The sequence below is a fragment of the Novipirellula herctigrandis genome (genome assembly GCA_007859835.1).
GTDB classification, from domain to species: domain Bacteria; phylum Planctomycetota; class Planctomycetia; order Pirellulales; family Pirellulaceae; genus Novipirellula_A; species Novipirellula_A herctigrandis.
The window spans coordinates 3,569,889-3,592,882 of sequence record SJPJ01000001.1 but is presented as its reverse complement, the minus strand read 5'-3'; the positions used below and the strand labels follow the sequence as shown (position 1 = coordinate 3,592,882).

The following is a 22,994-nucleotide window of genomic DNA, read 5'->3' as shown; positions in this document are numbered from 1 at the left end:
GCGAGTCGCGATCGAAAAGCAACCACACGGGAAAACAACAATGAAAAGTCTTATACTGCAACGCTTTCTGTTCTCAGTCGTTGCATTCCTCGGTGCCATCACGCCACTTGCCGGTGGCCGGGCGTTACACGCCGACGATCGCCCCAATGTCCTTTGGATCATTTCCGACGACCTTGGACCTGAACTGGGTTGCTACGGCTACCCCGATGTCGCGACGCCAAACGTCGATCGTCTCGCCGCTGATGGGCGTCTCTATACCCGCGCATTCTCGACTTCGCCTGTTTGTTCGTCATCGCGTTCTGCCTTTCAAACCGGCCGTTATCAAACATCCATCGCTTGCCAACACCACCTCACACGCGACAAGAAGGAGTTGCCCGATTCGGTTCCCACCGCCATCGACTTGATGCGAAACGCTGGATACTTCATCTCCCATGGTCGGGGCGTTGCCGAGGATACAAAGGTAGCGAAATTCGGTGTCAACTATATATATAACAAGGCGACGATCTTCGATGGACATGACTGGTCGCAGCGCAAGCCGGGGCAGCCGTTTTTTGCTCAAGTGCATATCGGCCAACCGCACCGCGGATTTGTAAAAAGCGAGAAGCCGCGCAGCGACGCTCCGATTCCTGCTTGTTATCCAGAGCATCCGGTGACCCGCGTGGACTGGGGCAACTATCTGGCGACGGTCGAGGTCATGGACCACAAGGTTGGCGCAATTCTCGATCGACTTCAGGCCGAAGGAGTATTGGAAAACACGCTGATCGTATTCTTCGGTGATCACGGACGCCCCCATGCCCGCGGTAAGCAATGGCTTTACGACGGTGGACTGCACACGCCGCTGATTGTCCGTTGGCCCGCCAAGATAGAGACAGGATCCACCGAAACAGGCTTGGCATCTTTGCTTGATGTCATGCCGACCACACTGGCCGCCGCTGGCATCGAAGCTCCCAAGCTCCCCGGCCGGAACTTGCTCGCCAACGATTGGCAGGGACACAAGATGCTGTTCGCTGCTCGCGATCGTTGCGGCGACGCTCCCGATCGCATCCGCAGTGCACGAACGCAGCGTTTTAAATACATCCGGAACTTCCATCCCGAGATTCCGTACCTACAACTGAGCAGCTACAAGAAGCTGGAATATCCAGTCGAAACGCTCATGAAAGTCCTTCATGCCGAAGGCAAATGGGATTCGCCGTTCATGGCGTCCACTCGGCCCAAAGATGAACTCTACGACATTGTCGCTGACCCGCACGAATTGAAGAACCTGGCGGACGATCCGGTTCATGCTCAAACGCTAGCCGCGATGCGTCTGTCGCTCGATGCTTGGATCGAAACGACCGGCGACCAGGGAGCGATTCAAGAAGACGTTGATCTCGACGCGCTGATGGCCGAGAAACGAAAGTGGTATGTCAAGACGATGAAGGCTCGCGGGCTCGATCCCGATCTTACCGATGAAGCTTACCTGAAGTGGTGGAAGCAAGCACTGGGCGTCACCGCTGAATTGGCAAGCCCAGATGGAGACGTGTCCAGTTCCCTGTTCATCGACGATGACAAACAGCTTCGCTACCGCGTCAAGTTCAAGGGAACGGAAGTCGTGCGTTCGTCGGCCCTCGGTATCTCGGTCGATGGAGTGGATCTTGGTTCCAATGTTAGCCTCGGGATACCAAAGATGTCGGTTGTCGATGAGTCCTACAGCACGCGAGGCAACGACCACGAAGCACGTAATCACTATGTACTTTGGCAATTCCCCGTAGAACATCACCCGACGGGCAAGAAGTTGTCGGTGCAGCTGCGTGTTTACGACGACGGCGTCGCGTACCGCTATATCGTTCCAAGCGATGGCGTTCAACACGTCGATGGCGAAAGCTCCAGTTGGGCGATGATGGATGGACTGAAGGCGTGGTTCTTCGAGCGAACGAACAAGAGTTGGAAACTAAAGTCGTACGCGGGCGAATGGCTTTGCACCGACGTCAATTCGCTTGACACGATTTCTCCAAGCGGCCCGGTTCAGGGAACGCCGATCGTTTTTGAACTGCCCAACCAACGGGGTTACGCGGCCGTCACCAAGGCGGCGACTTACAACTACAGCGGCATGCGGCTCAAGGCGGTCGGGAACCGAACACTCGTCGCCGATTTTACCGAAGGCGAAGCTGGTTTTGATGTCGAAGGCACGATCGTGACACCTTGGCGCGTCACCATGTTGGCCGATGACCTGAACGAATTGGTTGGCAGCGACCTGATCAAGAATCTGAACCCCGCTCCCGACCCTAAATTATTCGCCGACACCAGCTACATCAAAGCGGGACGCACGGCCTGGAGTTGGGAAACACTTGGACTTGGCGACCCGGCAACACAACAGACATTCATTGATCTCGCTGCGGAAATGGACTTTGAGTATTCGACGGTCGATGACGGGTGGAAGGATTGGGACGCGCCTTGGGAAACGGTGAAATCACTTTGCGACCACGCCAAGCAGAAAAACGTAGGTGTCTGGTTGTGGGTGCATTCCGATGACATTCGAGACCCCACCAATGACTATGCACAGATGCGGGATTACTTCGGTCAGGTTGCCAAGGTCGGCGCAGTCGGATTGAAGATCGACTTTATGAATGGCGAATCGAAGGAGTTGGTCGATTTTGAAATCGCGGCGTTACGAATCGCTGCTCAGCGGAAACTGATGATCAATTTTCACGGGTGTCATGCATCAACCGGCGAAGAACGCACCTACCCCAACGAGATGACACGCGAGGGTATACGGGGAATTGAGGTCAATAAGATGCCAGAAGGCCCGCTTACCGCTTCGCACAATGCAGCGCTTCCTTTCACCCGCTTCATTGTGGGACATGCCGATTACACGCCTATCCTGTTCACCAATCCAGGGCCAACCACATGGGCGCATCAATTGGCAACACTGGTTACATTCACGACGGGACTACAAACCTATGCCGAGCATCCAGGGACGATGAAGGACGCTCCGATTCTGAAGAACGCATTTCCAATTCTGCAGACGATCCCCTCGGTTTGGGACGAGACCCAAGTTCTTGATGGAAGCCGAATCGGAGAGCTCGCAGCATTCGCTCGGCGCAGTGGTGACGTCTGGTTTGTCGGTATCTTGAACGGTCAACAAACACCGCAGGACTACGAACTCCGTCTCTCGTTTTTACCCCATGGAGATTACGAGATGGAGGTCGTTCGCGATGATCCCGAAGTTGAACGCGTCAACCTGGTCGGCCTCAATCCTAAAGCGAAGCTAAAAGAATTCACGACAGCGGTTCCCTTTGCAGTCACTCATGAAACCGTCAGCAGCGACAAGTCTCATCACGTCGAACTAGCCAGCGGCGGCGGTTTCGTCGCCAGGTTGACCAAGGCAGGCAGTAGAGAACGCTAGCAGGGTCGAATAAGCGATTCAATCAAAACCCCCGTGAATCGAAGGACACCAGAAACGAAATGAAGCGGTCTCTCTATTTGTTTGCGATTGGATGCTTGATCGCGATGCAAATCGCTGTTGTCAACGCGGAAGATAATTGGTCGAACAAAAATCAAGCTGAGTGGCGAAAAGCGACGGCGAACGCCGAGCAGATCGAGATCGCCAATGACCAGGCAACATCACACAGTAAGGAAAGTCGATTCTCCAGCACGGTCAAGAAATTCGAAAAACCGCTTGCTCCCAAGTCGATCACGTTCAAGCAGCCGACGGCGTGGGATAACGGGAGGGAGGTTCCCAACGTCGGCCCCAGTGACACGCGGGACGCCGTTGTTCTGATCCCGGTGAAAGACAAGGACGATTGGCTGCTTGCTCGTCGCTATGACACTCATCCCGTACGCATCGAAAAGACGCGGTTGACACATGCCGACGAAGAACTTGGCTATCACGCATGGCACAGCACTGACATGAAAACGTGGACCCATCACGGATCGGTTAGCGGATACCGTGAACGCTGGGTGACGACCGCGGAGTACGCCGATGGCAAGTTCTTTATCGACTACGACCATCCGAACGACCAGGACCCACACCTGATCGTCGATAGCGATCTGAGTGACGGAAAAATGGGCGAGAACATCGTTGCGTTGTGCGACATCGATAGTCGCAAGTTCCCCAAAGGAATGGAAGGAACGCCAACTTTTTCCGACTTCCGCGTGATGCTGGACAAGATGGAAAAGGAGATCGACGCCGTCTGTATCAGCACGCCGGACCACACTCACTTTCCGGCCACGATTGAGGCCATGCAGCGTGGCATCCACGTCTGTACCCAGAAACCTCTGACGCATAGCATCTGGGAAGCCCGCACGCTGAAAAAGGCCAAGCACAAGTACGGCGTCATCACCAACATGGCTAACCAGGGGCATACCGGCGACGGCATCCGTACGATGCGCGAATGGTATGACGCAGGGGGATTCGGCCAAGTACATGAAGTGCATCTCGGGCATCCCGGTCCCGCGTGGGGCGGAAAGTATTTTAAGAAGCCTGCGGGCTTGCCATTGCCGAAGCAGCCTGTGCCTGCCAAAGTCGATTGGGATCTTTGGCTCGGGCCTGCCAAAGCGACGTCGTACAACGAGATCTACCACCCGCTCTCATGGCGCGGCTTCTATGACTACGGAACCGGTCAACTCGGTGACTGGTTCTGCCACACCGGGGATGGTCCCGTTTGGACTCTTGATCTGTACGCTCCGACGGTTGTCGAGTGCATCGAGCGTGGTCCGTCGATGGAAGGCGTGCTTCCAGATTACTCGATCATCCGATTCGATTTTCCGGCGCGTGGCGACAAAGTTGCCCGTTCCATGTATTGGTATGACGGAGCGAGCAATGACGGTACCGATATCAAGCGGCCGGAAGAATGGGATATGGGCGATGTGACCGGCGGTTCGTTCTGGTTCGGCGACAAACAGAACGGCTATTTGAATGGCCGCTCCGGTAAGCCCTGCTTATCGACGAAGGCGAAGAACCAAGAATTCAAGAGTGCCGTGACGATCGAGAAGAGCTATCCTCGCGTGCCCGGCGGCGGCCCCTTTGCCGAATGGGTGCGCGCCATCAAGGGCGACGGGCCAATGCCAGGATCGAACTTTGACTATGCCGCACCGATGACGGAAGTCGCACTGATCGGTGTACTCGCCCAACGCTTCGGCGGACGCATCGAGTGGGACTCAGACAACATGCGAGTCATCAACCGCCCGCAGCTCAACGCCTTCGTCAAAGAGCCCGCTCGCAAGGGTTGGGTCTATGGCGTGGATCTCTGGAAAAGTTAAACGATAGAAAACCTCACCATGAAAACGAAACTAGCATTTCTCATTCTTGCGACCGCGCTGTCGCCGAGCTTTGCTTCGGCCGAGACATTGCGAGCGTTACGGAGGGCATCCCCACGAAGAAGCCTCCGACAGACCTGAACTTCAAGCCTCACTTCTCAAAGTATGGCGTGGTGATTTCGACCCAACGCTTCGCCGAAGACTTCAACGCTTGCTGGGTCCGCACCGTAGCCGACACTGACACGATTGCGACCGCACAACTTCGTTTTGAGTGAACTAGGTTGAGGAATCAAAGTAATTGGCTGTGTCTCACGCCGAAAGAAAACCATGAAACTCGCATACGTTCTGACCACGATGATGCTGGCGTTGACCGCTGTTGAGGCTGTTGCGCAAGAAGTTAGCCAGAAAAGTCCTGGTAAGCTTGAACCCCATATTCCGCAGGAAAAGAACCTGGATCCCAACTGGGTAGAATCTCTCTTTGAAAAGGGTCAGCGCAAGGTCTACGCGGGAGATGAGCTGGAACATATCGGCATGCCCTGCGGTGGAATCGGGGCCGGCCAGGTCGAGGTGACCGGTGAGGGGACGCTGCGTTTCTACTGTTCTACCTTCAACAAGTTTCAGGCTCCCAATGCTGGGCATGGGCTATCCACGGGCTACCAGTACCTGAATCCTCAGAAACCGCCATCGGAGATCAAGAACAGCTTCTCTATCACAGTACGGCAGCAGGGACAGGCTGATCGGCAATACAGCTTGTCGGGTAAGGACTTTGATGACATTCGATTCATCGGCGAATACCCGGTGGCACAGATCGAGTACGGGCAGAAAGACAAGAACCTGCCGGTTTCGATTCGCTCGGAGGTCTTTTCCCCTTTTGTCCCTCTCGATGTCCGCAGTTCGGCCAATCCCCTTACGGTTGTGCGTTTCTCCGTCACGAACAGCGATTCCAAAATGGTCGAGCTCTCTTTGACTGGCGCGTTGGAGAACATTCCTTTTCCAGAAAAGGAAAAAGTGCGCCAGCGCCAGGTGGAAAAACGCGGCAAAGGGGTAGTCGGTCTTCTGCTGGATATGCAGTCCGTGGAAGAGTCGGATGCCGTTGTCAAGCATCCGCAGTTCGGCGGAGTGGCCCTTTCCGTTCTGGATGAACGAGCATTGGTAAACATGGGTGCGTCGAACCCGGCAGCACCCGCTGTGGGAAAACTTCGTTCTACCTTCGCGTTGCAGCCTGGCGAAACCAAAACCTGTACGTTCCTGGTCTCCTGGTTCTTCCCGAATCACCATGAGAACGGCAACCGCTACACGGATGCCGTGAAGGAGGCGCCCGGCTGGGTAGGACGGATCTACAACAATTGGTATGGCGACGCCTTTGATGTGGCGGAATATGTCGCAGAAAACTATGAGCACCTGTATTCTAGTACAACGCTGTTCCGCGACACCTACCATGACACAACGCTGCCGTACTGGTTGGCCAACCGGATTACAATGCCAGTTTCAACGCTGGCCTGCGCGAATGTCGCGATCTGGGAAAACGGCCGCATGTATTGCTATGAAGGAGTCGGTTTTTGCATGGGTACGTGCGGGCATGTGTACAACTTCGCGACCGCGGTCTCCAAACTGTTTCCGTCTCTGGAGCGTTCCGTCCGTCTGATGCAGGATTTCAAGGGGGAAGGAAAGTTTTGCGGCTACAGCAAGAGCGGACGCATCAATTTCCGGGGATACGGGGTCGACAAACCGGAAGTGCCACATAGTTACGCCTCGGATGCCCAGAGCGGGTATGTGCTGAAGGCCTACCGAGAGCACCTGATGTCGCCAGACAACGCCTTCCTGGAATCGATCTGGGACAAGCTGAAGGGCACCATTGGATACCACATCTATAAGGACAGCGGCGAAGTCGGCCTCGAACCGAACGGCGTGCTCGAAGGCGAGCAGACTTTCTGGGACCCGATGTGGTACGGTCCGAATCCGTACAACAACACGCTTTATCTCGCTGCACTGCGAGCGGCCGAAGAGATGGCGAAGGTCATGGGGGAACCGGAGTTAGCAACTCGGTACCGCGGCATCTTTGACAAGGGCCGCGCGTACATGGTCGAGAAGATGTGGAACGGCGAGTTCTACGTGCATCTCTACCCGGCGGGCTTCCAAGGCAAAGTCGGTATCAAGAACGGATTCAAACTAGCTATGGAAACGGAGCAGAACGCCATCGGTTTCATCGAGGCCTTCAACAGGCTGAAACCAAACTACCTCGAAGGCGGAGCCTGCGATGCGCAACAGCTGTTCGGTCAGAACTGGGCCCACCAACTGGGATTGGGCTACATCTTGCCCCCAGACCAATGTCGCACAGCGGCCAAGAGCACCTTCGCGTATTGTTGGACTCCAAACATCGGCACCATCTACAACGTCTATCGTCCGCATGCCCGCCAGTTAGCTGCACCCGGCGAGGCCGCCATGGTTAATGCCGGTTGGCCGCACAAGACGCGCCAAAAGTTCGAGAACACCCACGACAAATGGAACGTCTGGACCGGCTTGGAATACGAAGCGGCCTGCGACATGATCACCGAAGGGCTAATCAAGGAAGGGCTCATTTCTATCCGTTCTATTCACAACCGCTATAACGGTGCCAAACGCAACCCCTGGAGCGAGGTCGAAGGATCGGACCACTACAGCCGGGCCATGCATTCCTGGAACGTCCTGCTGGCGCTGAGCGGCCAAACTTATGACGGACCGGCCGGCAAGATCGGCTTTGCTCCCCGCATCACGCCGGAAGCGTTTAAGTGCTTCTTCTCCAGCGCCGAAGGCTGGGGCTCTTTCGAGCAGAAGCGACAAGGGAACACGCAATCCAACCGACTCACTATCATGTGGGGAAGGCTAGAGAGCCAGACGCTTTCTTTGCAGCTTGCCAGTGCCAAACAAGTTCGCTGGGTGGAAGTTGAGGTTGCGGGCAAGACGCCCATCCGTTCCAGGTTTTCGCAGGAAGGCGGGCGCCTTCTCATTAGCTTTGACAAACCCATCTCATTGAATGCACCCCAGACTCTGGACATCAAACTGGATTAGGCAGATGCGACAGTAACCGGGGAGCGGCTTTGATTTTGCACAACAACTTTAGAAGGCAAGAAACGATGAAAACTCAACGCCCGCCTTCCCAAGAAGAGAATCCACAAAGATGACGCACACGATCACCCACTTCCCTTTTATCTTCTCCTGGCCGTTATGGTGATTCCTGCCTCAGGTCAGATCAGGTCAGGTCAGGTCAGGTCAGGTCAGGTCACTCAGCGTGAACGTCCAGCCGCGTGGAAGAACCTCGTCCCCGGCGGACAGTTCAAGGATTTTATTCTGCCGACGCACGTGCATTTTGCGGTGATTGACTGCCGCAAGCATAACGATCAGCCCGCCGATACGCACAATTCCAAGCTAATTATCCTGCCGATGCGGAAGGCCCGCTTGCTGGATAGGCTCAGTCCGGAACCGATCACGTCCACAACGGGTGAGATTCAAGTGAAGATCAGGGCCAAAGATGGTTTCGATCCGCATCGCGATTTGGATCTTGATTCGCTGCGCTTCGGGGCGTCTGATGAGGTCAATTATGGCCGCGGCAGTAAGCTGTTGCGCGCGGAGAAAGCGGGCAAGCATCTTGTCCTGGTCTTCGGAGGAAGCGACTGCGGATTCACCGCGGAGAACTTCGCCGGAAAGCTCTTGGGCAAACACGCATCGGGCGAACTGTTGTTCGGATCGTCGGATCTACCCGGCGCAGACGGAAAGGTACCGCTGCTCTCAGCGATGTCTCCCAAATTCGAATTCACAGGAGATGGTCTTGAAGCCTACGTCGAAGTGACGAACTTCGGTGAACTGATGTCAGACAAGTCTGTTATCAAAATGTTGATTGGAGATGAACTCCTCGCCGAAGAGACGGTGCGGTCCTTGAATCCGTTTGAGAACTCCATGGTACGGCTTGTGTGCCAACAGGAACTGTCGGCCGGTAGTGCAGTGGATGTCACGGTGCTGCTGCAGAGCGGCAATCTACCGACGGAGTCCTTTAAGAAAAAGGTAGTTGTTCCCAGAAAGTAGACACCTCTATGTCAGCTGTCTGGCGGGAATGGACGGATAACTAAGTAAGCAACGCAACAGAAGGTAACAGGCCGGCGATCGAGTGGCCAATGCGGGCAAGTTTGGCTTCGCTGTGTATGACCAAAAAAAACTCGACCAGCGAGGTATTGAAGGTACCGGAGTCAAGGATTCCTTTGACCTCTTCTTCAACCACCTCAGGATCTTTTTGAGACTATTTTACGGGGCCGTCGGTCATGAAAACTCTCCGTGCCCTCAATTCTCAAAACAACAAGCAAACTGTCTCAAGTATGTTGGCACAGAGGGCGAACCGCAGTTTGACCATGTGTACCGGAACACGGTCTGGAAAAAGCCGGGCAACTACGGTCGTGATGCCGGACTGCATCTGGCGGAACAATCACGCCAGGATCAGTAATACAAAAGATACTGGGATGAAGCGTACAGCACCGACGAAAAGCATCAGCACACTCTCGGCGTTTATCATCAACTCCTTTACGGCGTCGATGTCGCGGTCGGAAAAATCGTGAAGGAACTGGAGTTATTGGGCATCTCGGACAACACCGTCGTTATCTACGGCACGCTCTTTGAACGCAGTGTGGATTGGAAAGTAAAGGAAAGTCTAATCATCGAAAAAGACGCTAAGGCTCGTCCGAGCGAATAGGGAAGCGAGAAAGCCAAATCACGCGATGAAACCCTTCGACTCGTTTGACGGCCTAGCCACCATTTCGACAAAATCCCACCGATCGTGCAGATTTTTGTCCAATTAAAGTCTCGTTGGCGCATTTCCATTGGTACTTGATGACAGTCGATCAGGGAAGGAATCTCACCTGCATTGGCCCCAGGAGGTGCAAACGCGTCACATCGCTCGCTTCACAGGAAAGTCAATTTGGAAACGAAAATGAAAGGCAGTGGTCTCGATCCCGACCGGTCGGATCAAGCCATTAAAAATGGTGGAAGAAGGTATTGGGTATTGAGTAATGCTCGAATCACGACAGTAACCAACAAAATGATTGGGAAGAAACACTTATGGATTTGACGTCCAGGCTCATTCTACTGACGCTACTGGCGTTCGGTTTTGCAACAACGGCGAGCGCCGAATACACAGAGACTATGGCCCCTAACGGACCGATAAAAAAGGTTGGTTCCGACTATGGGCTTGTCGATGACAACGCCAAAACGAATCAAAGCGATGTCCTTCAAAAAGCAATCGATGACGTTGCCGCTTTGGGTGGCGGGCGACTGGTTATCCCCAAGGGAACCTACCGCTTTGCCGGTATCCTGCTCAAATCGAACGTGCATTTGCTCATCGAAAAGGACACGGTCATCAAGCCCTTTTGGCCGGAAGGAACGAAGGCAGTGGTCTTTAATCTGGACGCTGAGCGACCCAGCAAAAAGAAGCAGATGACTTTGGAACAAGAGCAAGCCTTTATCGAAAACGTCAGTATTCGTGGGCTGGGGGGGCGATGGATCATTGATTACTCCGACCGCGAGCGACAAAAAGGCGACGGAGTGCGGGGCATCCTGGCGAAAATGGTGCGGAATTTTCTGATCGCCGATCTCGATGTGAAGGACAACTACAGCACCTATTGCGGGATCACGCTGACTCCGATTCAGACTGACAACGAGACCAAAGATTGGCCGGTGTCTCGAGCAACCGACGGCACTGTCCGTAACTGCCGCATCTTCAACGCCAGTGCAGGCTATGGACTGACGCAACTTCACGGCGCGCAAACGGTTCATTTCGAGGACCTCTATGCCGAAGGCGGAGTCACCCTTCGCATGGAAACGGGAGCGGTAGGAGACAAGACCGCGATCTATGACATCACTGGCAAAAATATCGTCAATGAAAATGGACGTTGTGCAGTCATGTGTGGCCCGCACAGTGCGATGAACGGTGTGGTGAAGATTGAAGGGATTAAGTCCATCGGTAGTGCCTTTGCAGTTCAAATCGGGTCCGGCGGAGTCAAGGCCAAGGAACTCATCAACAATCCAGATGCAGTCGATGGAATCTTCGCCAAAGGCAGCTACGTGAAAAACATCCACGCAATCTTTGGCATGCATGGACAAGTTAAGACGCACGCCTTCCTGGGGATTCCAGAAGAATACTACGACGACCTAAACCTGAGATGGGAAAACAAGTTCTTTGACGGGCCGTCGATCGGTGCGGTGGTAGACAGTTCAGCCGATCAATACGACATGATCATCGAAAATGTGACGATGGAAGGTTTCAAGTACAACGCTGACAAACCGATCCTGACGGAGGCGGATTTCCCAAAGGGAAAATGGGGCGCAGCTGTCAGTAAGTGGAAGTCTGATCATGGCATTTCTGGAGAGACTGACAAGCAGAAAAACAAGAAGGCCAAGAAGAAAGCTAGGTAGCTCCAAACGGCAACGCACGTAGCGGCGGCGTTTTTCGATTGAACGCTGTCGGGGTTGTCGCCACACTAACCATCGATGTAGCCGTTCCCAGGTATGGCAAGATAGTCGCGGATCGCTCCGTCGATCCAACGCCATGATTCCTGGCGAAGCCAGGAGTGCAAACGCGGCACTCCAAACAAACCAACGAGTTGGAAACTACCTGTTGCTAACTCTTGCACATTCCTCAATCACTTTTCCACGTGACAGCATGACCCGATATTATAAGTTGATCGCTTTCGTTGCCGCATTCTTCTGGTGCAAAGCGATGACAAACAACGCATTTTCAGAAGAGTTTCGCTACGAAGCCGATTGGGATTCCATACGCAGTCACTATGAATGCCCGGAATGGTTTCGCGATGCCAAGTTCGGAATCTTTTTGCACTGGGGAGTCTACGCGGTGCCAGGTGTCAGCAGCGAAAAGTACCCCAAGGGTATTTATCAGGAAGGGTGGAGAAAAAATACTCCACATCATCCCTACAGTTACCACCGCGAGCATTTCGGTGATCCATCCGAGTTTGGCTACAAAGATTTTGTGCCGATGTTCAAGGCCGAGAAGTTTGACGCTCAACAGTGGGCGGCTTTGTTCAAGGCGGCGGGCGCTCGATACGTTGTTCCTGTTGGCGAGCATCATGACGGATTTGCAATGTACGCGTCGAAACACACGCGATGGAATGTAGCCAACATGGGACCCCGAAAAGACACGATGCGAATGCTGGCTGATGCCTGCCGCAGCGAGGGGATGAAGTTCGGGATTTCTTCACACTATGCACTCAACAGGAGTTATTACAGCACAAAAGATCCAAACTGGGATACCAACGACCCCAACTTCAGCGATCTGTATTGGAAACCGGTTGAGAAAGACTCAAAGCCAAGCGAAGAATTCAAGAAGCTGTGGTGGAACCGTACTACGGATATCATCGATCAGTATCAGCCGGATTTACTGTGGTTTGATTTCGGACTGGATAAACCCGGCTGGGACACCGTCCACCAACGCATCCTTTCCTATTACTACAACAAGGGATTGGATTGGAATAAGGGAGTCGTTTTTCAAGACAAAAACATGAAGAACGAAGCGTTCCCGGAGGATCTGATCGTTCTTGATATTGAACGCGGGCGAATGTCCGATATCCGTGGTCTTCCCTGGCAGACTGACACTGCAGTTGGCAAAACGTCTTGGGGTTACATTCGTGATCAAAAGTACAAGACATCGGAATATTTGATCGACGAACTGATCGACATCGTCAGTAAAAACGGCTGTCTGCTGTTGAATATTGGTCCACGAGCAGACGGTACGATTCCACAGCAGGACGAAAACATTCTGCGCGAGATCGGGTCCTGGTTGGAACTCAACGGTGAGGCCATTTACGGAACTCGCCCCTGGAAGGTCTACGGTGAAGGCCCCACGAAAGTCAGCGCCGGACATCATTCGGAACATGAAAATGCCGAGAACGTTGCCGCTGACATTCGTTTCACAACAAACAACGGCATTCTGTATGCGATCTCGCTGGGCTGGCCGGAGGACGGTGCCTTCAAGATCAAGTCGCTTGCCTCCGACAGTCAGTATGAATCGAAGAGGGTTAATGAAGTCGCATTCGTCAGTGGCGATAATTCTGTTGCCTGGACGCAAGGCGAAAATGGCCTGGTGATCAATGTTGATGGAACAAAACCGTGTGAAGCTGCCTACGTCTTCGCTATCAGTTTCAGCAGTGAGTGACTCGTGCTGCTTGAATCGCTTGGGGAAAATCGTCGTGGATCGTTCCGTCGATCCATCGTTTTCACTTCGGGCGAAGCCAGGAGTCTCCACGGGGCGCATAACAAGAAAGGAGCGGACCGGCGGAACGGTCAGCGACAAGATTTTTCGATTGAATGAGTCTTAGCATTTTGAAAAACTATCAAAGTATCTTGACACGACTGAGTTTGTGGAGTGTGTTGTCCGCGTCAGCGGTGAAAGGCGAGTGGGACCATCGGAGGTTAAATGATGACCAACCGGCAACAGCGTGGACCGACGCGTTGCCGGTCGGCAATGGTTCGGTGGGTGCGATGGTTTTTGGCGGCATCGAAAACGAGCGGATTCAGTTCAACCACGATACGCGGTGGGCGGGCAAGCTGCGTTCGTGTTCCCATCCCGGTGCCGCGCCGTACCTGCCGCAACCTCAGCAATTGCTTTTCGACGCATGCAGGAAAACACTCGAGCTGCGAGGCGACAATGGAACCGGTTGGTCCCGAGCTTGGAAGGTCAATTTTTGGGCACGCTTGCGGGACGGCGACCACATGAACCGCATCCTCCTGGGGGTCTTTACTAACACCAGCGAAAAGGGCGGCGCCGGGTTCTACAACAATCTGTTTGATGCTCATCCCCCATTTCAGATTGACGGAAAGCTCGAGCATACTGAAATCAAGTCGCTACTGGGCAACCCGCTGGTCGTCCAGGCCGAGAAAGTTATCCAGAACTTGGTCGACATGACAACGCCCGGAGAAACGTATCAATTTGCCGGAACGTTTCGTGTCGAAGCAACAACAAACGAACCGCAATGATCACGCATAGAGTGATGGCAAGAACATTCGACAGATGCATGGTCTGAGTTTGAAACAAATGGTTAACAAAGTGATGGGAAAAGTGTTGTTCGTGTTGTTGCTCGGATTTACCGCGACTGCAGACGCTTCCGAACTGCCGGAAGTCCTGAGTGTTAACAGCCGACAGACAATCCCGCTGGACGGGAACTGGGAATTGAAGCTCCAGCCGGGCATCGCGTTGGGGGATGCTCCGATCCGAGGCGAATTGGCATTCGACGATACCGTTTCGCTGCCGGGATCGCTCGCTGAGAATGGCAAAGGAATCCGCAATACCGACCGAACGGTGACAACGCACCTGTCTCGCGAATTCATGTTTGAAGGGACCGCGTGGTATCGGCGTTCGATTGATTTTCCGTCTGACTGGACGGGGCAGCGCGTCGTACTTCGCCTGGAACGCACTCGTAAAACCGCAGTTTGGCTGGAGGGTCGGTATCTCGGCAGCAATCCTTCGTTGAGCACCTCTCACGTTTATGATCTGGGTGAAGTCTCCCCTGGCAAACACGAACTTATCGTGGCCGTGGATAACGTCAAAGAGGGCTCGCCCTCCGGACGCTCGCACATGAATGTGGAGGATACGCAAACCAACTGGAATGGTTTGCTGGGCAGACTCCAGTTAGAAGCGACGCCTAAGGTCTGGCTGGAGCGGATACGGATTTTTCCCGACCCCGAAAGAAAACAGGCCGTTGTTGAACTGACGCTGAACAAGACTCTCGCAGGTGAACAAAGTGGGAAAATCGGCATTGCCTGCAAGAGCATCAATACACGAAAGAAGCATGTTCCGGCAGTCGTCAGTGTTCCGTTTGCCTTCAGCGGCGATACCGATGTGGTGAAGGCTGTCGTCAAAATGGGCGACGGGATGCTGCTGTGGAACGAGTTTGATCCAGCACTCTACCGCGCGAGCATCACGCTGACGTTCGATGGTCAGAAGCAGGAGCTGGGACGCACATTCGGTATGCGCGAGTTTAGCCAGAACGGCTCCCAGTTTGTCATTAACGGAAAAACCACGTTTCTGCGCGGCAAACATGATGCCTGCGTATTTCCGCTGACCGGTTATGCGCCGCTGGATGTCGCCCAATGGGTACGCGTCCTGAATGTCGCGAAGGAATACGGGATCAATCATTACCGTTTTCACACCTGGTGCCCGCCGGAAGCGGCATTGGCGGCAGCGGATCTGGTCGGGATCTACATGCAGCCCGAACTGCCGTGCTGGGGCGTGCTGTATGAACAGGAACGCAAGGTGAAGATCAAGGACGTCAATGCGTTGGCGTTCGATTCCGAAAAAACGAAGAAGGGCCGCAAGTTTGGTGCTTCGATGGTGACTGAGGCCGAGGCCTTCTTTCATGACGAGGGCGCGCGGATTCTAGATCAATACGGCGACTATGCCTCCTTTGTCATGCAGGGGCTCGGAAACGAACTAAAAGGCAATGTTAACGTGATGCAGAGGCTGGTGGACGGCTTTCGCCAAGCCGATGACAACCGCCGTCTCTATACACAGGGTTCCAATAACAATTTTCGCGATCCGGTGAAGGGCGCAACAGACGATTACTGGACCACCGTCCGAACCTCAACAAAGACGTGGGAGAATTATGAAAACATTACGCGCACCTCTTTTTCCCGCGCAGACCAATTTGACGGTGGACCGATCAATCATTTCCGACCGTCGACCCGCGTGAACTTTTCCAAGGCGCTGGCGGATACTGAAGTTCCGGTCATTGGGCATGAAACGGGGCAATATTGCTACTATCCAGACTACAACGAAATTAAAAAATACACGGGCGTCACGAAACCGTGGAATCTGGAAGCTGGGCGCGAGTTACTGGAGAAGCAGGGCATGTTGGAGCAGTGGCCGGACTTCTTCAAGGCAGCGGGACGTTGGGCGTCCATTCTGTATTGCGAAGATATGGAATCCGGCATTCGCACGCCGGGCTTCGGTGGATTCCAGTTGCTCGACCTACAGGACTTCCCAGGACAGGGCACGGCGCTGGTTGGTCCGCTGAACGCCTTCATGGAATCGAAGGGAACCATTACTCCCGAAAGATGGCGCGAGTTCTGTGCGCCCGTCACGCTGCTTGCCGAGTTTGATCGGTTTACACTGACTGCCGGTGAAAACTTTACAGCCGACATCAAAGTGGCGAACTACAGCGCCGCTGACCTGAACGGAAAAAAACTAAGCTGGAATATTCCAGGCGTTGGAAACGGCTCGTTCAAGGTGGATGCCACTCAGGGCCGGATTGCTGATGCCGGGCAAGTAACGGTTCAACTTCCAACACTTGGAAAAGCGTTGCGAACTGAACTGAATCTAGATTTGGATGGCATCGTTAAATCGTATCCGCTTTGGATCTATCCGGCTCCAAAGGCATTGAGCATTCCCCCAAACGTAGCGGTCGCTCGCAAGCTGGATGCTGAGGTCATTCAGACCCTGGAAAAGGGTGGGCGAGTGCTGCTGGTTCCTGAGCATGACGATATTGAAGCAAACAGTGTCGGCGGACTATTCATGAGTGAGTTTTGGTCGTACACGATGTTCTACCAGATCGCCGTGCGAAACGGCGTGGAGCCTTCGCCGGGAACCTTGGGATTGCTAATCGATGAAGACCATCCAGCACTAGCCGGATTTCCAACCGAGTTCCACAGCAATTGGCAGTGGTGGGCTCCGGTGAAGAATTCGCGACCCATCATTCTGGACGATGCGCCCGAGGGATATCGGCCACTGGTCCAGTCCATCGACAACATGTGGCGCTCGCACAAGCTGGGCACGTTGTTTGAATTCAGAGCTGAAAAAGGGAGTGTGTTGGTAAGTGCCATCGACTTGCCGGCCATTGAGAACACGGTGGAAGGGCATGCGCTTTTCCAGTCGCTGCTGGATTACGTTGGCTCGGATGGATTTCAGCCTGACACGGCGATTTCAGTAGGGAACCTTGAACAGCTAGTTGCCGGAGGAAAAGCGGAATGATCATTACCCAACTACCACAAACGAGAAAGAGTAGGATGAAGATGAAACTGGTGCGATTAGTACTGATCGTTCTTTGCGCAGCAATTGCGAGCGGGCCTTTGGATGCTCAGGAGCAAGGGCTGATCAACAACGCCAAGACGCCCCACATGAAGCTCAAGTGCGTTAACCTCACCGCTTGCCAGTGGACGGATGGTTTTTGGGCGGACAAGGTGAAGGCTTGCCACGACATCATGATCCCGCATCTGGGAAAGTTGATGGGCGATCCCGAAATCATCCATGCCTACGACAATTTTCGCGTGGCTGCCGGGTTGATCGAAGGTGAGTTTCGAGGTTGGTCGTTTACTGATGGCGACTTCTACAAATACGTCGAAGCGCTCTCTTGTGAGTATGCGGTCAGCAATGACAAGGCGATCGATCAGAAGTTAGATGCGATCATCGCAGTGATCGCAAAGGCCCAGCGAGACGATGGCTACATCCACACGATGATCCAGATCGGATACGGAAAGAGTGGGTTTCTCCACGAGCAGGAGCGAGAGTTCTCATCGACAAACGAACCGTTTACAGCAGGTGGATCACATGAATATTACAACTTTGGTCACTTAATGACCGCCGCCTGTGTGCATTATCGAGCGACAGGGAAACGAAACTTTTTGGACGTGGCGATCAAAACGAGCGACCTGCTCTATTCGATGTACAAGGAACATCCCCAAACATTGATCGCGGCTGAATGGAATCCGCCGCACTATATGGGATTGGTCGAGATGTATCGCACGACCGGCGACAAGCGATACCTGGAAGTTGTCGAATTTCTTGTTCTCAAGCGAGGGACCGTGAGGCCCGAACCCGGTTCGTTCAAGGGAGCGGACCACAGCCAGAAACGGACTCCGATCCGCAAAGAGGTCGAGGCTGTTGGACACGCTGGACATGGAAACTATCTGTTCGCTGGTGTTGTCGATGTCTATTCCGAAACAGGCGAAACAGCTTTGCTGGATGCGATGGAAAGAATTTGGCAAGACGTCGCAAAACGGAAGATGTATGTGACCGGCGCAACAGGTGCACATCACTATGGGCTGTCGGTCAACCATGACAAAGTCAGCGAGGCTTACGGTAAGAGCTACGAACTTCCCAACGCGGATACCTACAACGAGACCTGCGCGAACATTGGTAACGCGATGTGGAACTGGCGAATGTTCCTGCTTGATGGAGAGGCCCGATTTGCCGATATCGTCGAGCTCGTGTTCTACAACAGTGCGCTCTCGGGTATCGCTTTGGATGGGAAACATTACTTCTACACCAACCCTCTCCGGCATGTGCATGATCATCCGCATGCGACCAAAGATAACGGTTCGCGAAATCCGTTCATGTCCGTCTTTTGTTGTCCGCCCAATATCATTCGCACTATTGCCGAAATCAATAACTATGCCTACACAACCTCGGACGAAGGAGTGTGGGTAAATCTCTATGGCAGTAACGTCCTGGACACCAAGCTTGCCGATGGATCGGAGCTGAAGTTAACGCAAAGTTCCGACTATCCGTGGAATGGCTCGGTGAAGATCTCCGTCGAGGTGCCAGCGTCAAAAGAGTTCTCCATGATGTTGCGCATCCCGGGATGGGTGCAAGAAGCGAGCTTGAGCGTCAACGGGCAAGCCGTTGACGATGAGTTGTTACCAGGTAGCTTTTTTGGATTGAAACGCACCTGGTCCACGGGCGATGTTGTGGAGTTAGAACTGCCCATGACACCACAGTTGATTGAAGCGAATCCGTTTGTGGAACACGCCCGCAATCAAATCGCGGTGAAACGCGGCCCGCTGGTGTATTGCTTGGAATCGGTTGATCTGCCCGACGGCGTTGGAGTTCATGACGTCGTGATTCCTGCAGACATCAACTTGCGACCCCGCTTTGATGAAAGCCTGTTGTCTGGCGTGGTGGTTCTTGAAGGTGAGGCCGATCGAGTGAACAAGACAGACTGGTCGAATCAGCTCTACCGCCCACTATCGAAAAATAGGGCAAAGCCGGTTTCAATCCGCATGATCCCGTACTACGCCTGGAGCAATCGAGGACAGACTGACATGACTGTGTGGATGCCTCTCGATGCCGCAGAGTAACCAAAGAACCATCAAAATAAGATCTAAAATGAATCAGCTAAGACCTGTCACGATTGCCATTGTTTCGTTTGCCGTCTGCGCAGTTGCAGATCCTGCAAGCGGATCCTCGCCACCCAACGTGCTGATCATCATGTGTGATGATTTGGGGTATGCGGACGTGGGCTTTAACGGTGCTAAAGACATCACGACACCGTCGCTGGATGAACTGGCAAACAGCGGAACCATTTGCACGTCCGCCTACGTCGCTCATCCCGTTTGCGGTCCCAGTCGCGCCGCGATCATGACGGGACGCTATCCGCACAACTTCGGCGAGCAATTTAATCTGCCCGACCACCATGAAATGGGGACGCCTTTAAGTGAAGTATTTCTCTCGCAACTCTTGAAGGACGCAGGCTACTACACCGGAGCAATCGGCAAGTGGCATCTCGGACAACAGCCTCAGTACCAGCCCAATCAGCGTGGATTTGACGAGTTCTATGGAATCCTTGGTGGTGGACACCAATATTTTCCTGAGAAGTATCGGCCGAAGTATGAAAAGGCGGTTAGGGCTGGACAGAAAAAGATCCCCATGAATATTTCTCCGTTGCAACGCAATGGAAAAGACGCCAGGGAAACCGAGTACGTGACCGACGCCTTTTCTCGTGAGGCCGTTGCGTTCCTCGAGCAGGCGTCGACAAAAAATCAGCCCTGGTTCTTGTACCTCTCCTACACGGCTCCGCATTCCCCGATCGAAGCAAAGGCGGACGACATGAGTCACTTTACTCACATTGCGGACAAGAAACGACGCACTTATGCCGCAATGGTTTACGCTGTTGATCGCGGAGTTGGGCGAGTTGTGGACACGCTGAAGTCGACAGGGAACTTCGACGACACGCTAATCATTTTCTTGAGTGACAACGGTGGCAAGGCGGGGGGCAGTGCCAACAACGCTCCACTGAAAGGCGGCAAACGGGGAGTGGAAGAAGGAGGCTATCGTGTCCCCATGTTCTTCCACTGGCCGTCCAACGTTCCGGCGGGACAGAAATTCCATCATCCCATTCTGTCCCTGGATTTCTATCCTACCTTGGCGCGTCTTACCAGTTCCACGATCCCCGAGGGAAAGATGCTTGATGGAAAAGACGTGTGGGATGAGCTATTGGCAGGGACGAATCCGCACCCGGACGAAATGATTTACGCGATGTCGCATCGCTCAGGCTATACGGACGTTAGCGGTCGCCGGAACCAATGGAAAGTCAGTCGCACACGCCGGCGCTGGCAATTGTATGACGTCGTCGAAGACATCGGCGAAACGCATGACCTTAGCAAGCGATACCCGGAGCGATTGAAACAGATGGTTTCTGACGTCGAGAAATGGGGACGGAACCATCAAATGCCACAATGGCATTATTTCGATTCGGACTATGAGGCTTGGGCGGAAAACAAACTGCCCTATTTTGACGGGACGTTTGACATCAAATGACTACCGTTCTGCTATTGATCGAGTGCAATCAGTTCATCAGTTTCGATCGGTCGCTCCGTATTGAGCAGGCCGAAGACAACTCGGATGTTGTGAATAAAGACAATCGGCGGATTTCCGAATAGCCATGCCAGCCTTGCCTCGACAGCGTCTCAACATTGCAGTCTCGATGAAACTATTGAAAACACTCGTCTTGAGTTTTGCGATTGTGGGCTCGGCCCCCGGTGCGGATCATCCGAATGTTCTCTTCATTGCGGTCGATGATCTGAACGCGTCTCCGAATCAGTTCCGGGGAGAAACGGCGGTCAGCACGCCGAACATTGGCAGGCTGGCCGAGCGCGGGGTGTTGTTCAGCAACGCCCACTGTGCAGCTCCCGCCTGCAACCCCTCGCGGGCGAGCGTGATCAGCGGACTGGCACCTTCATCAACAGGCGTCTATGTGAATTCGCAAGACTGGCGTGAAAACAACGTGATGAAGGATTGCGTGACAATTCCACATTACTTCCAAGCCAATGGATACAAGACCATGGGCGGCGGAAAGATCTATCACGCCTCGTCGTTGAGCAAAGGAGCTTACACGGGTTTCATGGATTCGCGTCCGTGGGACGAGTACTTCCCGTCGAAGGATCGCCAGATGCCACAGGAGGTCAATCCACCCAACATGCCGGCCAACACGCTCAAGGAGTTTTACGGAGGCCGTTTCGATTGGGCGGAATTGGACATCGAGCCCGATGAAATGGCAGACGCCAAAGTCGTGGCGTGGGCAAGCAAGCAGCTTTCGCAGACCCACGACCAACCGCTTTTCCTTGGGGTTGGCATCTACCGTCCGCACATTCCCTGGTACACGCCAAAGAAGTATTTCGATCTGCACCCGGCCGATCAGATTCAGTTGCCGGAAGTCCGAGCAGGCGATCTGGATGATGTGCCAAAGGCTGGCAAAAACAAGCTGAAGACGGCTTGGCACCGGTGGCTTGTCGACAACAACAAGTGGGCAGGAGCGGTGCGAGGCTATAACGCTTCAGTCAGTTTCACCGACGACATGATCGGTCGCCTGCTCGATGCGCTCGACAATGGCCCGCTTGCCGACAACACGATCGTGGTGTTGTGGTCGGACCACGGATACCACCTGGGACAGAAGCAGCACTGGGAAAAATTCGCATTGTGGGAACAGACGACCCGCGTGCCGTTCATTATTTCCGCACCCTGCGTCGCCAAGGCCGGAAGCCGCAGCAACGAGCCCGTCAGCCTCCTCGATATTTATCCAACCCTCAACGAACTGTGCGGTTTTCAGCCCAGGGAAAAACTCGACGGAAACAGCCTCGTTCCGCTGCTCAAGAATCCGGCAAAGAAGAACGGCCGCGCGGTCGTGACCACGAATGGTTACAAAAACCACGCCGTGCGGAGCGACAACTGGCGATACATTCGTTACGCCGATGGTTCGGAAGAGCTCTACGATCAAGCGGGTGATCCAAAGAATTTCACCAACCTCGCATCGAATCCGGAGTACGACACGGTCAAGGAAGAACTGTCGGCATGGCTGCCAAAATCGGATGCGGAGACCCATCCCACCGGTAACGGCAAAAGCAAATGGAAGGACACAGAGAAAAAGAAAAACCAAGAGGCACGCAATGAGAACTAGTAAGAGCCTGTTTGAAAACACCCTCCCGCTTGCGGGAGGGTCGGACGCAGTAGCGGCCGGGGAGGGGGCTTTTGGCTCGAAACGTCGATCAATCGACAATACAGCCCTCCCCGCTCGTTCCTCGCGACCCTCCCGGAGGGCATTGGTATCTACACAAGTCAGGAAAGGATTACGTCGGCAATCGAGGTCATTGAAAAATCTAAATTGACAATTGTAAATTTGAAAGTCTAGAAACGTTTCAGTGGAGAAGATCGATGGATCAGCGCGGTGAAGATCTGGAAGACCGATTGTTGGATTTTGCAGCACCCATTGGGAAATTGGTAGATGCGTTGCGGGACACTCGGCAAGGCTGGCATATCGCGGGACAATTGGTGCGAAGTGGCTATCTGATGATCGGATCACGCCGCTTCTCGATGAATGCGTCCAATTGTGCAACATCATTGGAAAGTCAGTCGTGACAGCCAAGGCTAACCTTCAAAAAATGAATAAGCTGGCTGACGGAGGCGATTTTACAATTTACAACTTTCAATTTAACTTTTTCAGTTGGTAACGACTTAA

The 22,994-nt window shown here is 53.7% G+C and carries 15 protein-coding genes; all 15 read left to right on the top strand.

All coding sequences use genetic code 11. The features are described 5' to 3' along the window. Positions 1–40 precede the first annotated feature (40 nt). The 15 genes from CA13_RS13260 to CA13_RS13200 all read left to right on the top strand — a co-directional run bounded on the left by CA13_RS13260 (position 41) and on the right by CA13_RS13200 (position 22,894). Positions 41–3,385, top strand: coding sequence for a glycoside hydrolase family 97 N-terminal domain-containing protein (locus tag CA13_RS13260; RefSeq protein WP_146397364.1), 3,345 nt, complete (start codon positions 41–43; stop codon positions 3,383–3,385). 59 nt (positions 3,386–3,444) lie between these two features. Next, complete coding sequence (locus CA13_RS13255) at positions 3,445–5,241, top strand: Gfo/Idh/MocA family protein (RefSeq protein ID WP_419194289.1); 1,797 nt, start codon at positions 3,445–3,447, stop codon at positions 5,239–5,241. 324 nt (positions 5,242–5,565) lie between these two features. Then, positions 5,566–8,286, top strand: coding sequence for a GH116 family glycosyl hydrolase (locus CA13_RS13250; protein ID WP_146397362.1), 2,721 nt, complete (start codon positions 5,566–5,568; stop codon positions 8,284–8,286). A gap of 156 nt (positions 8,287–8,442) precedes the next feature. Beyond that, entirely contained in the window at positions 8,443–9,297 is an 855-nt protein-coding gene (locus CA13_RS13245; protein ID WP_146397361.1) for a hypothetical protein, read from the top strand. Between the two features lie 82 nt (positions 9,298–9,379). Continuing rightward, positions 9,380–9,709 (top strand): hypothetical protein, encoded by a 330-nt coding sequence (locus CA13_RS13240; protein ID WP_146397359.1) that lies wholly within the window; start codon positions 9,380–9,382, stop codon positions 9,707–9,709. A 108-nt stretch (positions 9,710–9,817) separates the two neighbouring features. After that, on the top strand, positions 9,818–9,955 hold the full coding sequence (locus CA13_RS35080) for a hypothetical protein (protein WP_419194288.1): 138 nt from the start codon (positions 9,818–9,820) through the stop codon (positions 9,953–9,955). Between the two features lie 365 nt (positions 9,956–10,320). Then, positions 10,321–11,673: a glycoside hydrolase family protein gene (locus tag CA13_RS13235; RefSeq protein WP_146397357.1), complete on the top strand. Its 1,353-nt coding sequence runs from the start codon at positions 10,321–10,323 to the stop codon at positions 11,671–11,673. A gap of 247 nt (positions 11,674–11,920) precedes the next feature. Next, complete coding sequence (locus CA13_RS13230; protein ID WP_419194287.1) at positions 11,921–13,426, top strand: alpha-L-fucosidase; 1,506 nt, start codon at positions 11,921–11,923, stop codon at positions 13,424–13,426. Between the two features lie 152 nt (positions 13,427–13,578). Further along, on the top strand, positions 13,579–14,247 hold the full coding sequence (locus CA13_RS13225) for a glycosyl hydrolase family 95 catalytic domain-containing protein (protein ID WP_146397356.1): 669 nt from the start codon (positions 13,579–13,581) through the stop codon (positions 14,245–14,247). Between the two features lie 58 nt (positions 14,248–14,305). After that, positions 14,306–17,236, top strand: a complete 2,931-nt coding sequence (locus CA13_RS13220; protein WP_419194286.1) for a glycoside hydrolase family 2 protein — start codon at positions 14,306–14,308, stop codon at positions 17,234–17,236. Between the two features lie 35 nt (positions 17,237–17,271). Beyond that, on the top strand, positions 17,272–19,341 hold the full coding sequence (locus tag CA13_RS13215; protein ID WP_419194285.1) for a glycoside hydrolase family 127 protein: 2,070 nt from the start codon (positions 17,272–17,274) through the stop codon (positions 19,339–19,341). Between the two features lie 28 nt (positions 19,342–19,369). After that, entirely contained in the window at positions 19,370–20,800 is a 1,431-nt protein-coding gene (locus tag CA13_RS13210) for a sulfatase-like hydrolase/transferase (RefSeq protein WP_146397352.1), read from the top strand. Next, positions 20,797–20,922 carry a hypothetical protein gene (locus tag CA13_RS35075; RefSeq protein ID WP_419194284.1) on the top strand — a complete coding sequence of 42 codons (126 nt, stop codon included), beginning with the start codon at positions 20,797–20,799 and terminating at the stop codon, positions 20,920–20,922. The genes CA13_RS13210 and CA13_RS35075 overlap by 4 nt, the downstream gene beginning before the upstream one ends. A gap of 44 nt (positions 20,923–20,966) precedes the next feature. Beyond that, positions 20,967–22,436, top strand: coding sequence for a sulfatase (locus CA13_RS13205; RefSeq protein WP_419194283.1), 1,470 nt, complete (start codon positions 20,967–20,969; stop codon positions 22,434–22,436). Positions 22,437–22,690: 254 nt separating this feature from the next. Beyond that, positions 22,691–22,894, top strand: coding sequence for a hypothetical protein (locus tag CA13_RS13200; protein ID WP_419194090.1), 204 nt, complete (start codon positions 22,691–22,693; stop codon positions 22,892–22,894). The last annotated feature ends 100 nt before the right edge of the window (positions 22,895–22,994 follow it).

Bases quoted from the DNA above. Each gene is read 5' to 3' on its own strand.
- CA13_RS13200 (WP_419194090.1), top strand. From the start codon at position 22,691: ATGGATCAGCGCGGTGAAGATCTGGAAGACCGATTGTTGGATTTTGCA.
- CA13_RS13215 (WP_419194285.1), top strand. From the start codon at position 17,272: ATGAAGATGAAACTGGTGCGATTAGTACTGATCGTTCTTTGCGCAGCA.
- CA13_RS13220 (WP_419194286.1), top strand. From the start codon at position 14,306: ATGGTTAACAAAGTGATGGGAAAAGTGTTGTTCGTGTTGTTGCTCGGA.
- CA13_RS13245 (WP_146397361.1), top strand. From the start codon at position 8,443: ATGGTGATTCCTGCCTCAGGTCAGATCAGGTCAGGTCAGGTCAGGTCA.
- CA13_RS13210 (WP_146397352.1), top strand. From the start codon at position 19,370: ATGAATCAGCTAAGACCTGTCACGATTGCCATTGTTTCGTTTGCCGTC.
- CA13_RS35075 (WP_419194284.1), top strand. From the start codon at position 20,797: ATGACTACCGTTCTGCTATTGATCGAGTGCAATCAGTTCATCAGTTTC.
- CA13_RS13205 (WP_419194283.1), top strand. From the start codon at position 20,967: ATGAAACTATTGAAAACACTCGTCTTGAGTTTTGCGATTGTGGGCTCG.
- CA13_RS13250 (WP_146397362.1), top strand. From the start codon at position 5,566: ATGAAACTCGCATACGTTCTGACCACGATGATGCTGGCGTTGACCGCT.
- CA13_RS13260 (WP_146397364.1), top strand. From the start codon at position 41: ATGAAAAGTCTTATACTGCAACGCTTTCTGTTCTCAGTCGTTGCATTC.
- CA13_RS13225 (WP_146397356.1), top strand. From the start codon at position 13,579: ATGAGTCTTAGCATTTTGAAAAACTATCAAAGTATCTTGACACGACTG.
- CA13_RS13235 (WP_146397357.1), top strand. From the start codon at position 10,321: ATGGATTTGACGTCCAGGCTCATTCTACTGACGCTACTGGCGTTCGGT.
- CA13_RS13255 (WP_419194289.1), top strand. From the start codon at position 3,445: ATGAAGCGGTCTCTCTATTTGTTTGCGATTGGATGCTTGATCGCGATG.
- CA13_RS13230 (WP_419194287.1), top strand. From the start codon at position 11,921: ATGACCCGATATTATAAGTTGATCGCTTTCGTTGCCGCATTCTTCTGG.